A 12,119-nucleotide genomic window follows, 5' to 3' on the forward strand; every position below is an offset into this window, starting at 1 on the left:
TCAGCCGCGGCTGGCGAACCAGTACCGGTGGCGGATGCTCGCCCCGAGCGAGCCGAAGAGCTCGAGCGAGGCCGTGTTGCCCGCTTCGACATCGACGAGGTACGACCGGACCCCGCGCTGGGAGAGCAGCGCGGCGGCCGCCCGGACGACCGCGCGCCCGGCGCCGCGGCGACGCAGGTCGGGGCGCGTGACGAGGTTGGTGATGACGCCCCACTTGCTGCGCTCGACGACCCGGCAGGTCGCGACCATCGTCTGCGAACCGTCGGGGTGCTGAGCCCATGCGGTGACGAACTGGCACGGGTCGTCGGCTTCGATGAGAGCCCGGAGGGCCTCGGCGGAGCCGGGATCGCGCTCACTCGTCCATGCCGCATAGTGCAGCGGACTCGGGGTCTCCGTGACGTCGATGACGAGGCCGGGAGCAGCCGCCTCGGCGGGTCCGGCGGCACCACCGGCCGCCTCGGCGGTCGATCCGGTGAGCAGATGCACGGTCTCCGAGGCGGTGTACCCGCGGTCCGAGAGCAGCGGGCCGAGGCCCGCGCACACGGGATCGAGACCGGCGGAGTCATCGGACGAGTAGATCTGGATGACCGGCGGACGGTTCCTGGCGGCATACCACGCTTCGACGGCGTCGAGGCCGTCCTCCCAGCTCAGCCCCGTCTCCGAAACGGGCAGGGCGCTGTTGGCCCGCCGGGTCACCGACTCCGAGCTGCGCAGCAGCCAGCCCTTCTGGAGGAGGCCGACGTCATCACCGTCGTCGCTGCGGGATTCGTTGCGGAGGTTCTCCGCGTTGAGCCACGAGACGTCGGCGGGCAGCCAGGCCGCCGCCGAGATCCGGCGCAGGTCGACGGCGGAGACGATCTCGTGCGTGCGGCCCGACCGGGTCGGTGCCGGGGGGACCTCGTGGACGAGGAGGATCTGGTCGCGGAGGATGCGCACGGGACCGCGCTTCGTGTCGATCTCGACGCGGGACTCATCGGCGGCGGTGACGACGCCGAGCGCATCGGAGGTCGCATGGCTGTCTCCGGGGTCGAGCGAGTAGCGCACGACGACTCTCTTCCCGGGCTGCAGATCGTCCACGGAGTCCCTTCCCTCATCCTGTGATTCCTCAGTCCACCCTAGAGCAGACGGCGGCGGGCCGGGCGCAGGCGTGACCGAGACCACGGGGGTGCGGAGACCTCCCTGGGAGACTGGGCACGTGCTCAGGGCGTATGGTGGACTGGAGAGAACGACTTCAGTTTCCCGAGGAGCGCGAATCCGTGACGTACATCATCGCCCAGCCCTGCGTTGACGTGAAGGACAAGGCCTGCATCGACGAATGTCCGGTCGACTGCATCTACGAGGGGGAGCGCTCCCTCTACATCCACCCCGACGAGTGCGTCGACTGCGGCGCGTGTGAGCCCGTATGCCCCGTCGAGGCCATCTACTACGAGGACGACGTCCCCGAGGAATGGTCGGAGTACTACAAGGCCAACGTCGAGTTCTTCGACGACATCGGTTCGCCCGGCGGTGCCGCGAAGCTCGGCAACACCGGCAAGGACCACGCGATCATCTCCGTCCTGCCGCCGCAGAACGGCTGAGGTGGACCGCCGCTTCGGGCTCGACCTGCCCGACTATCCGTGGGACAAGCTCACCGCATACCGGGCTCGGGCCGCCGAGCATCCCGGCGGGGTCTGCGACCTCTCGATCGGCACCCCTGTCGACCCGACGCCGCAGGTCATCGAGGACGCGCTGGCCGCGGCCGGTGATGCCCACGGCTACCCGACGACGACGGGCACCGATGAGCTGCGCGCCGCGATCGCCGGCTGGTACGACACCTGGCACGGCGTCACCGTCAACCCCGCCACCGAGGTGCTCCCGACCATCGGGTCGAAGGAGTTCGTCGCGTGGCTGCCGACCCTGCTCGGCCTGCGGCAGCTGGGTCTGAGCGTCGCGTGCCCGCATGCGGCGTACCCCACCTACGAGATGGGGGCGACGATCGCCGGGGTCGACTGCGTCCGCCTCGACGCCGCTGAGATCCTCGCCGGTGCCTCGCTGGAGGGCATCGGCCTGCTCTGGCTCAACACCCCCGGCAATCCCACCGGTGCCGTCCTCGACCGGGACACCCTCGCCGAGGTGGTCCGCCGTGCCCGCGCAGCCGGAGTCGTCGTCGCCTCCGACGAGTGCTACGGCCTCCTCAACTGGGTCTCCGACGATCCCGCGCCGAGCGTGCTGTCAGTGACCGAGGGTGACCACTCCGGGGTGCTCAGCGTCTACTCGATGTCGAAGCAGTCGAATCTCGCCGGCTACCGTGCCGCGTTCGTCGCCGGCGACGCCGAGCTCATCGGCGATCTGACGAAGACGCGGAAGCACGCGGGCATGATCGTGCCCGCGCCGATCCAGGCGGCGATGGTCGCCGGACTGCGCGATGTCGACCACGTCGTCGAGCAGAAGGAGCGCTACCGGGCCCGGCGCGATCGGCTGCGTCCGGCGCTCGAGAGCTTCGGATTCCGCATCGACGACTCCGAGGCCGGCCTCTATCTGTGGGCGACGGCCGGGGTCGACTGCTGGGAATCGATCGGCGCACTCGCCGATCTCGGGATCGTCGCCGGGCCCGGCGCGTTCTACGGCGATGCCGCCGCCTCGCATGTGCGGATTGCGCTGACGGCGACGGACGAGCGCATCGACGAGGCCGCGCAGAGGCTGCTCGCCGCCGCGGAATGAGGTCGCTCAGGCCGCTCTGATTTCACCCAGCCGCAACATGTCTGACCAGGTAGGACATGTTACCGGTCAGTATGCACTGGGTGCAGTGATTTTTCGAATCCTCAGGGAGTGGGTAGTCTTTGAGGGAACTGTGCAAGACGCCCCAAGAAGTTCTTGGGGTGGGTCGACGGTGAGGAGAACATATGCCGACCGAAGCGAATCTCAGGATTGCCGATACGGACCTGGCACTGCCAGAAGTGCCGGCCACTGAGGGCAACAACGGATATCGCATCGGCTCTCTGCTCAAGGAGACCGGAGCCGTCACCTATGACCCGGGATTCGGCAACACCGCATCGACCTCCTCGGCGATCACCTACATCGACGGCAACGCCGGCGTTCTGCAGTACCGGGGCTATCCGATCGAGCAGCTCGCGGAGAAGTCGAACTTCGTCGAAGTCTGCTACCTCCTCATCCACGGCGAACTGCCCACTCAGGAGCAGTACGATGCCTTCGATTCGCGTCTGCGCAAGCACACGATCGTCCACGAGGATCTGCGTCGGTTCTTCCGTGCGTTCCCCTACGATGCGCACCCGATGCCCATGGTTTCAGCCGCTGTAGCGGCTTTGTCGACTTTCTACCAAGATGACCTCGATGTTTTTGACGAGGAGCAGGTCGACACCTCGTCCTACCGGCTGCTCGCGAAGATGCCGACGATCGCGGCGCTCGCGCACCGGAAGAACATGGGCCTGCCCGTCATCCACCCGGACAATTCGCTCAGCCTCGTGGAGAACTTCCTCCGGGTGAACTTCGGTGTGCCGTCCGAGCCCTACGAGCCGGACCCGCTGGCGGTCAAGGCGATGGATCAGCTCTTCATCCTCCACGCCGATCACGAGCAGAACTGCTCGACGTCGACCGTCCGCCTCGTCGGCTCCGCTCAGGCGAACATCTTCCAGTCGATCTCCGCGGGCATCAACGCCCTGGCCGGCCCCCTGCACGGCGGTGCGAACTCGGCGGTGCTCGAGATGCTCCAGTCGATCGCGGCCTCCGACGACGGTCCGAAGAAGTTCATGGAGCGCGTGAAGAACAAGGAAGAGGGCGTGCGCCTCATGGGCTTCGGCCACCGGGTGTACAAGAACTACGACCCGCGCGCGAAGATCATCAAGAAGACCGCCGACGAGGTGCTCGCCCGCAACGGCGGCGACCCGCTGCTCGAGCTCGCGATGCAGCTCGAGGAGATCGCGCTGGCCGACGACTACTTCGTCGAGCGCAAGCTCTACCCGAACGTCGACTTCTACACCGGTCTGATCTACAAGGCGCTCGGCTTCCCGACGAACATGTTCACGGTGCTCTTCTCCGTCGGTCGTCTCCCGGGCTGGATCGCCCAGTGGCGCGAGATGATCAACGATCCCGAGACGCGCATCGGCCGTCCCCGTCAGGTCTACACCGGCGCGGTCTCCCGCGACTACGAGGACATCAGCGAGCGCTGAGTTTCTCTCTCCACTCCAGCAGCCCTCCGGTTGCTCCGCCACCGTCCGTGGCTGAGTGCCCGGAGGGCTGCTGTCGTGTGGGGTGATCGCGGTGCCGATCGCAACCCGCGGCGCCGCTCACCACCCGGCACGCTGGAACTCACCGCAGCTCCGACCACAACCCTGAGTGCCGCACACAACCTGCATCGCGATACACACCGCGTGGCTTCGCACACACACCGCGGAGTCGCTTGACCTACGCGTGCACGGGGTGTGTGTGAGGCTCCGGGGGCGGGGCTGCCGGAGCGGCTGCCGAATTCGCGCCCCGCAAGCCGTTGAACAACCCGGAGTGCGATACACAACGCGTCGCGCGATACACACCGCGTGGCTTCGCACGCACACCGCGGAGTCGCTTGTCCTACGCGTGCACGGGTTGTGTGTGAGGCTCCGGGGGGCGGGGTTGCCGGAGCGGCTGCCGAATTCGCGCCCCGCGACCCGTTGAACAACCCGGAGTGCGATACACAACGCTTCGCGCGATACACACCGCGTGGCTTCGCACGCACACCGCGGAGTCGCGTCTCCTACGCCCGCACGGGTTGTGTGTGAACCTCCGGGGGCGGGGCTGCCAAAGCGGCCGCCCTCATCCGCGGTCGTTCGTCCTTCCGCCGGCCCGGCCCGGCCGGGCAGCGCAGCGAAACAGCCCTCCGGCACCGAGGCGATTGCTCGGTTCCGGAGGGCTGCCCACGACCCGATCGGCGTGGGTGCGAATCGAGGCGCCGTCTTTCAGCGACCGCCCCGGACCTCAGTGGAGGTCGGGGTTGAGCTCGATGCCCTTGGCCGAACGCGCGATCGCCTCGACGGCACCGGTGACGGAATTGCGGCGGAAGAGGATGTTGTTCGCTCCGCTGAGCTCCGAGGCCTTGACGACCCGCTCGTCGTCGCCGAGCACACTCAAGCGCGTGCCGGCGGTGAGATAGAGGCCGGCCTCGACGATGCAGTCGTCGCCGATCGAGATGCCGACACCGGAGTTCGCGCCGAGCAGGCTGCCCGTGCCGATCGAGATGCGGTGCGTGCCGCCCCCGGAGAGCGTGCCCATGATCGAGGCCCCGCCGCCGACGTCCGACCCGTCGCCGACGACGACGCCCTGCGAGATGCGTCCCTCGACCATCGCCGAGCCCAGGGTGCCGGCGTTGAAGTTGACGAAGCCCTCATGCATGACCGTCGTGCCCGGGGCCAGATGCGCGCCGAGGCGGACCCGGTCGGCGTCGCCGATGCGCACTCCGGAGGGGATGACGAAGTCCGTCATCCGCGGGAACTTGTCGAGGCCGAAGACCGCGACGGGGCCGTTGGCGAGCAGCTTCGCGCGGGTGGCCTCGAAGCCCTCGGGCGAGCAGGCGCCCGCCGAGGTCCACACGACGTTGGCGATGTGACCGAAGATGCCGTCGAGGTTGACGTCGTTGGGCACGACGATGCGGTGGGAGAGCGCGTGGAGGCGGAGGTAGACATCGGCCGCCGAGGCGGGCGCTTCGTCGAGGTCGATCGTCGTCGTCACCACGGTCGTCGTCGTTCCCCGGGCCGGATCCTCTCCGGTCAGCGCGTCGAGTCCGTCCTCGGACGCGAGGGCGGTGGCGGCCGCCTCGGCGTCGGTGAAATCGTCGGCGACGCTCAGGGTCGGGTACCAGACGGAGAGGACGGTGTTCTCATGCTGCGTGGCGAGTCCACGCGCGGAAACGATGCGTTGTGTCATGACCGCAAGCCTAGTCGGTGACCGCGGTACTAGGCTAAGCCGTATGACCGCTCATCCACCTGCTGAGACCACATCCGCCTTCGTTCCCGACGGTGACCTCGGCGAGTATCTGCTCGCCGCCATCGACGATCCGGGCGAGCTCACGGGCCGGCTGTGCGCGATCGAATCCGTCTCCGGCAACGAGGCGGCGATCACCGATGCCGTCGAGGCCGTGCTGCAGACGATCAGCGCCGGGGACGGCCCTGACCTGGAGATCCTCCGCGACGGCGACACGATCGTCGCCCGCACCCGGCTCGGGCGCAGCGAGCGCATCGTCGTCGCCGGTCACCTCGACACCGTCCCCGTCGAAGGCAATCTCCCGCCCCTGCGCTTCGTCGGCACCGCCGCCGGCCCCGCGGGAGAGAGTGCCGAGCCGCACCCCGGCCAGGGCGCACCGGGGGCGTCTCCCGCCGAGGCGGCCGTCCCCGCAGAGGACATCGTCTGGGGCCGTGGGGCCTGCGATATGAAGGCGGGCGTGGCGATGCAGCTCGTCACCGCGGCAGCCCTGCGCAACCCGACGCGCGACGTCAGCTGGGTCTTCTACGACCACGAGGAGGTCGACGCCGCGCTCAACGGCCTCGGCCGTGTCGCCCGGAACCACCCGGACTGGTTGGACGGGGACTTCGCGATCCTCGGCGAACCCTCGAACGCGAGCGTCGAGGGCGGCTGCAACGGCACGATCCGCGTCGACGTCACGACCCACGGTGTGCGGGCGCATTCGGCGCGGGCCTTCATGGGCGTCAACGCCATCCACGCCGCCGCCGAGGTGCTCACCCGCCTCGCCGACCACGTGTCCGAGACAGTCACCGTCGACGGACTCGACTACCGCGAATCCCTGTCGGCCGTGGCGATCAGCGGGGGAGTCGCCGGCAATGTCGTCCCCGACGAATGCCGGGTCTCCGTCAACTACCGGTTCGCGCCGTCGAAGTCGGCGGCCGAGGCCGAGGGCTTCCTCCGTGAGCTCTTCACCGGCTTCGACGTCGTCGTCACCGATGCCGCGGAAGGCGCCCGGCCCGGACTCGACCGGCCGATCGCGCAGGACTTCCTCACAGCCCTCGGCGCCGAACCCGCCGCGAAGCTCGGATGGACCGATGTCTCGCGCTTCAGCGCGCTCGGAGTGCCGGCGGTGAATTTCGGCCCGGGCAACCCTCTGTATGCTCACAAGTCAGACGAGCATGTCAGGGTCCGGGAAGTGGAGGACGCGACCCGGGCGCTCGTGAGCTACCTCGAGGAGGGGTGAGACCGATGTCGACACACTCAGGCACACCGGCACAGGCACGATCCGACGCCGGACCGCAGGGTTCTGGACCGCAGGAGAGCGCACCGGCGCAGGACGGCGCACCACCGCAGGCCGACGCCGCACCACAGGCCGACGGCACTGCGTCCCAGGCCGATGCCTCGCAGATGGACGCCTCGCCGCAGAATGACGCCCCACCCCAGCCTGAGCCCGGCGAGGACCCGCAGTTCTACAGCAAGGGCCCGCTGCGCCTGCGCGGCTCCCAGGTGCCGACGACGACGACTGATCAGCGTCTCCTCGAATCGCGCGGACCGTCGAACTGGGTCCATGAGGATCCGTGGCGGGTGATGCGCATCCAGGCCGAGTTCGTCGAGGGCTTCGGCTCGCTCGCCGAAGTCGGCCCCGCCGTCTCGATCTTCGGCTCCGCCCGGCTCGGCCCGCAGACGCAGGCCTACAACGACGCCCGGGAGATCGCGCGCCGGCTCGCGGAGAACGGCAATGCGATCATCACCGGCGGGGGACCGGGCATCATGGAGGCCGGCAACCTCGGTGCGATGGAGGCCGGGGGAGTCTCGATCGGCCTCGGCATCGAGCTGCCCTTCGAATCCGGCCTCAACGACTACGTCGAACTCGGCGTGAACTTCCGGTACTTCTTCGTCCGCAAGACGATGTTCCTCAAGTACTCGCGCGGCTTCGTCGTCATGCCCGGCGGCTTCGGCACCCTCGATGAGCTCTTCGAGGCCTTCACCCTCGTCCAGACCGGCAAGGTCACCTCGTTCCCCGTCGTCCTCTTCGGCACCGCGTACTGGTCGGGCCTCGTCGAGTGGATCAGGAGCACGCTGCTGGCCTCGGGCACGATCTCGGACACCGACCTCGACCTCTTCATCCTCACCGACGACATCGACGAGGTCGTCGCCCACATCGGCCCCGGCGGCTCCATCCCCGACGCCCCCGTGGGCGGCGCGGGCCCCGAACAGTGAGGGACCGCGCGCAGGCCCGACCCAGCGGCTCCGCCCTACCGGTCCGTGCCCGCAGCGTCCTCGACGACGCCCGGCCCGGTGCTCCCGTCATCATGGCCGTGGTCAACCGGACGACGGATTCGTTCTACGAATCCGCGGCGACCTTAGGCGGTGCGCTGGCCGCCGTCGATGCCGCCGCCGAGGCGGGGGCGCGGATCGTCGACATCGGCGGAGTCCGCGCCGGTCGGGGGAGGGAGATCTCCGTGGCCGAGGAGATCGACCGCGTCGCCCCGGCCGTCACCGCCGTCCGGGAGCGCCATCCCGGCCTCCTCATCAGCGTCGACACGTGGCGCGCCGAGGTGGCCGAGGCCGTCTGCGCGGCCGGCGCGGGCCTCCTCAACGACACCTGGGCCGGTGCTGATCCCCGTGTCGCCGAGGTGGCGGCCGCCTTCGACGTCGGCCTCGTGTGCTCCCACACCGGTGGCCTGACCCCGCGCACCGACGCCCATCGCAGCCGCTACGGCCTCCATGCCGGCGAGGTCGTCACCGACGCCGTCGCCGGGGTCGTCGCCCTCGCCGAGGCGGCCCAGCGGGCCGGGGTCGCTCCGGAGCGCATCGTCATCGACCCGACCCCGGACTTCGGGAAGAACACCTATCACTCGCTGCGCCTGCTGCGGGAGCTCACCCGCTTCCGCGACACCGGCTACCCGGTGCTGCTGGCGATCTCCCGGAAGGACTTCATCGGGGAGACGATCGGCGCGGCCGGACCCGCCGACCGACTGCACGGGACGATCGCGGCGACGGCACTGGCGGTCGAACGGGGCGCGGCGATCATCCGCGCCCACGACGTGGCGGCGACCGCCGACGCGATCGCCGTGACGCTCGCGATCACCGGTGAGGCGCAGCCGCGGCACACGGTCCGCGGCCTCCGCTGAGACCGGCCACCGCTGAGCTCGACCTGGGTTGAGTCCAACCACCGCGATCGCCGCGGTCGCAGGCCTCCGCTGAGAGGGTTCGCACACGCCGACCTCCGGCGATGCTCAGGGTCGATGTGAAATGATGGTCCCATGCCATTGTGGATTGTCATCGGGGTCGCGGCGGCGATCTTCGTTCTCGTCATCGTCCTTGCCGCATCCTTCGAGCTCTTCAGCTCCGAGGCCGCCGAGGAGACCGATGCTGTGGCCGCCCCGCTGTCCGGCGACTTCACTGTCGAGGACGTCGATGAGCTGAGGTTCCGGCCGGCCCTGCGGGGGTACCGGATGGACGAGGTCGATGCGGCGATCGGCCGACTGCGCGAGCGCATCAGCGAACTGGAAGCCGCGCACCGTTAAGCGATGAGCAGACCCGCAGACCTCCCCGGCATCACCCTCGTCCCCGAACTCTTCAACTCCTCCCGCCTCCACCGGGCCGGCGTCCTCTTCCTCCAGCTCCCGCTGTGGCTGCAGGCGCTGACCGTCTACGTCGCCTCCCGGATCGTGAGCATCTCGATCTTCGCCGCGGTGCTGCGCCGGCAGGAGGTCGCCGGCTGGTCGTCGAGCCCGGTGACGACGACGCTCGGCGACTTCCTCAACTTCTGGGACTCCGCATGGTACGCGCGCGTCGCAAGCGAGGGGTATCCCGCCACCCTGCCGGTCACCGAGACCGGTGACATCATCCAGAATCAGTGGGCCTTCTATCCGCTCCACCCGGCGATCACCGGGGAGATCGCGCGTCTGACCGGACTGAGCTACGAGGTCATCTCCCCGCTCGTGTCGACGATCGCCGCGGGCCTGGCCTCGATCGTCATCCTCACGCTCTTCCGCAAGTTCGTCCCGCCCGGCCAGGCGCTCACCGCACTCGCATTCGTCATGGTCTTCCCGCCCGCGGCGGTGTTCTCCACCGGCTACGCCGAATCGCTCACCCTCCTGCTCCAGGCCCTGGCCCTCCTCTTCGTCGTCGAACGCCGCTACCTCACCGCGATCCCCGTCGTCATCCTCATGGACCTCTCCCGGCCCATCGGGGTGGCGTTCTCGTTCTTCATGCTCTTCGTCCTCATCGACCGCTTCCTCCGCCGCCGGACCGATCCGTACCCGCTCGGGGAGGTCGTGCGCTCGTGGACGCTCGGCGTGCTCTCGTGCGTCGCGGCTCTTCTCCACCCCGTCCATGCGTGGCTGACGACGGGGTCGATGACGGCCTACACCGACACCGAGGCGGCCTGGCACACCGGCACATCGTCGTACTTCGTCCAATGGCTGGGGGCGGCCAACGGCCTCGTCGGTCCGTTCGGACCGCTCCTCCTCTTCGGCGTCATCGCCGGAATGCTCGCCCTCATCTTCTCGCCCGCGGGTGCGCGGATGGGTCGGACGCTGCAGCTCTTCTGCACCGCCTACGGGCTCTACCTGCTCATCTTCTTCACCCCGCAGACCTCGACTCTGCGCCTGCTGCTGCCGCTCTTCCCGATCGCGCTGACCCTGGCGGCGGTGCGCTCGCGCGGGTACCGCGTCGTCGTCATCGCGGCGTTCATCATGCTCCAGATCGTCTGGGTGGGCTACCTCTGGCACTTCACTCCGCCGTCCGACCTGCCGCCGTGATCTGCGACAATTTCGGCAAGTGTCCCCGTGCGAGTGCGGTTCATGGAATAATCGGACTATCACAGTGGGCTGATCGTGTGATCTGTTCACTCTGTTCAAACAACGAAAGGTTGCGCCCACATGGCAGCTCAGAAACCCCGCACCGGCGACGGACCTCTGGAAGTCACCAAGGAAGGCCGCGGCATGGTCATGCGGCTTCCGGTGGAGGGCGGTGGCCGACTCGTGATCGAGCTCAGCGCTGACGAAGCGACGGCTCTGCACGACACCCTCGCGGAGACCCTGGGCATCTGACCGGCAGCACAGCCCGCATGAGAAGCAGCAGAGACGATTCGTCTCTGCTGCTTCTCTGTCTCTGCCGCTTATCTGCCTATCGGGAAGCCTGGCCTGCGAGTGCGGGAAGGGATCAGCGCCACGTCTTCTGCACGGCCAGTAGGCCCTCGCCGATCGGCAGCAGGACGCGTTCGAGCCGCTCCTGAGCGGCCAGCCGGTTGAGCAGACCCCGTGCGGCCTGCGTGCGCGCGGACCGGTCGACCGGGTCGGCGACGCTGCCGGCGAGCAGCGTCTGGTTGATGACGAGGAGCCCCTGAGCATCGAGGAGACGCAGCGCCGGTTCGATCATCCGCTCGAGCCCGACGGGGTCGACGTCGAGGAAAACGAGGTCATAGGCGCTCGGGGCGAGCCGGAGGAGGACATCCTCGGCGCGTCCGCTCATCAATCGCAGCCGCCCGGGACGGATGCCGGCGAGGTCGATGAGGTCGCGGGCGGCACCCTGCGCGGTGGAGTTCGTGTCGATCGAGGTGAGTATCCCGGCGTTCGGCATGCCGCGCAGCAGTGCGAGCGTCGACGTTCCGGTTCCCGTGCCGACCTCGACTGCGGCGACAGGGCCGAGGAGGCGCGCGAGCAGGGTGAGGGTGCCCGAGGTCGTCTGGGATACCGGGCTGATCCCGTACTCGTGGGAGAGGGTCCGGGCGGCGTCGAGCAGCGCGTCAGGTCCGTTGTACTGCTCGGCGAACGTCACATCACCGGCATGCTCACGTGACAATCGACCCCTCGCTTTCCGCTGCTGCTCAACCGTCAGTCTAACCGCTCCTCCGGGTCTCTTCCGTGGCGCGCCCACAGCGCGTCGAGATCCTCTGGGCTGAGAAACGCCGAGGTGAGCGCCTTCTCCTGGGTGTGAGCGGTGGCTTCGGCCCGCCAGTGGTCCCGGGCGCGTCCGAGCAGCGGTGCCGGCAGCGCACCGGCGGCGTTGACGACGCGCCACCAGGTGACGTTCGCCCCGTACTCCTTCATCACACGGCCCACATAACGGGGTGAGCAGGAGGCGACGACGCCGACGGTGCCGTAGCTGACGACGCGGCCGGACGGCACGAGTTCGACGATGCGCAGCACGCGTTCGACGACGACCTCGTCCACGGCTTCTCT

Annotated in this window: 13 protein-coding genes; 9 read left to right on the forward strand and 4 right to left on the reverse strand. The window is 68.8% G+C overall.

Going from position 1 to position 12,119, the window contains the following annotated elements; genetic code table 11:
* The gene (locus tag ACFQ91_RS05300; protein WP_376872800.1) at nucleotides 1-1,077 is read right to left on the reverse strand and encodes a GNAT family N-acetyltransferase; all 1,077 of its coding nucleotides are present in this window, start codon (nucleotides 1,075-1,077) and stop codon (nucleotides 1-3) included.
* Between the two features lie 179 nt (nucleotides 1,078-1,256).
* Here ACFQ91_RS05300 and fdxA point away from each other — a divergent pair, with 179 nt between their 5' ends.
* The 3 genes from fdxA to ACFQ91_RS05315 all read left to right on the forward strand — a co-directional run bounded on the left by fdxA (nucleotide 1,257) and on the right by ACFQ91_RS05315 (nucleotide 4,166).
* Nucleotides 1,257-1,577 carry a ferredoxin gene (fdxA, locus tag ACFQ91_RS05305; protein WP_009375174.1) on the forward strand — a complete coding sequence of 107 codons (321 nt, stop codon included), beginning with the start codon at nucleotides 1,257-1,259 and terminating at the stop codon, nucleotides 1,575-1,577.
* A 1-nt stretch (nucleotide 1,578) separates the two neighbouring features.
* Nucleotides 1,579-2,700 (forward strand): succinyldiaminopimelate transaminase, encoded by a 1,122-nt coding sequence (gene dapC / locus ACFQ91_RS05310; RefSeq protein ID WP_376872796.1) that lies wholly within the window; start codon nucleotides 1,579-1,581, stop codon nucleotides 2,698-2,700.
* Between the two features lie 182 nt (nucleotides 2,701-2,882).
* Nucleotides 2,883-4,166 carry a citrate synthase gene (locus ACFQ91_RS05315; RefSeq protein WP_137825579.1) on the forward strand — a complete coding sequence of 428 codons (1,284 nt, stop codon included), beginning with the start codon at nucleotides 2,883-2,885 and terminating at the stop codon, nucleotides 4,164-4,166.
* 781 nt (nucleotides 4,167-4,947) lie between these two features.
* Here ACFQ91_RS05315 and dapD read toward each other — a convergent pair.
* Nucleotides 4,948-5,892, reverse strand: coding sequence for a 2,3,4,5-tetrahydropyridine-2,6-dicarboxylate N-succinyltransferase (gene dapD / locus ACFQ91_RS05320; protein WP_198498547.1), 945 nt, complete (start codon nucleotides 5,890-5,892; stop codon nucleotides 4,948-4,950).
* 43 nt (nucleotides 5,893-5,935) lie between these two features.
* On the opposite strand from dapD, the gene dapE reads away from it, so the two are divergent.
* From dapE to ACFQ91_RS05350, 6 genes are all read left to right on the forward strand, one after another.
* Nucleotides 5,936-7,171 (forward strand): succinyl-diaminopimelate desuccinylase, encoded by a 1,236-nt coding sequence (dapE, locus tag ACFQ91_RS05325; protein ID WP_198498548.1) that lies wholly within the window; start codon nucleotides 5,936-5,938, stop codon nucleotides 7,169-7,171.
* Nucleotides 7,172-7,335: 164 nt separating this feature from the next.
* On the forward strand, nucleotides 7,336-8,148 hold the full coding sequence (locus ACFQ91_RS05330) for a TIGR00730 family Rossman fold protein (RefSeq protein WP_198500945.1): 813 nt from the start codon (nucleotides 7,336-7,338) through the stop codon (nucleotides 8,146-8,148).
* Nucleotides 8,145-9,062 carry a dihydropteroate synthase gene (gene folP / locus ACFQ91_RS05335; protein WP_232623564.1) on the forward strand — a complete coding sequence of 306 codons (918 nt, stop codon included), beginning with the start codon at nucleotides 8,145-8,147 and terminating at the stop codon, nucleotides 9,060-9,062. The genes ACFQ91_RS05330 and folP overlap by 4 nt, the downstream gene beginning before the upstream one ends.
* Nucleotides 9,063-9,194: 132 nt before the next feature.
* Nucleotides 9,195-9,458, forward strand: a complete 264-nt coding sequence (locus ACFQ91_RS05340) for a DivIVA domain-containing protein (RefSeq protein ID WP_198498549.1) — start codon at nucleotides 9,195-9,197, stop codon at nucleotides 9,456-9,458.
* Nucleotides 9,459-9,461: 3 nt separating this feature from the next.
* Complete coding sequence (locus ACFQ91_RS05345; protein WP_198498550.1) at nucleotides 9,462-10,697, forward strand: hypothetical protein; 1,236 nt, start codon at nucleotides 9,462-9,464, stop codon at nucleotides 10,695-10,697.
* Nucleotides 10,698-10,817: 120 nt separating this feature from the next.
* On the forward strand, nucleotides 10,818-10,988 hold the full coding sequence (locus ACFQ91_RS05350) for a DUF3117 domain-containing protein (RefSeq protein WP_009375197.1): 171 nt from the start codon (nucleotides 10,818-10,820) through the stop codon (nucleotides 10,986-10,988).
* 112 nt (nucleotides 10,989-11,100) lie between these two features.
* On the opposite strand, the gene ACFQ91_RS05355 is transcribed toward ACFQ91_RS05350, so the two are convergent.
* Nucleotides 11,101-11,739, reverse strand: coding sequence for an O-methyltransferase (locus ACFQ91_RS05355; protein ID WP_198498551.1), 639 nt, complete (start codon nucleotides 11,737-11,739; stop codon nucleotides 11,101-11,103).
* A 32-nt stretch (nucleotides 11,740-11,771) separates the two neighbouring features.
* Nucleotides 11,772-12,110 (reverse strand): MGMT family protein, encoded by a 339-nt coding sequence (locus ACFQ91_RS05360; RefSeq protein WP_198498552.1) that lies wholly within the window; start codon nucleotides 12,108-12,110, stop codon nucleotides 11,772-11,774.
* Nucleotides 12,111-12,119: the final 9 nt, after the last annotated feature.

Origin of the sequence: Brevibacterium sp. NPDC056726 (assembly GCF_042790515.1) — a bacterium.
Classification (GTDB): Bacteria; Actinomycetota; Actinomycetes; order Actinomycetales; family Brevibacteriaceae; genus Brevibacterium; species Brevibacterium sanguinis.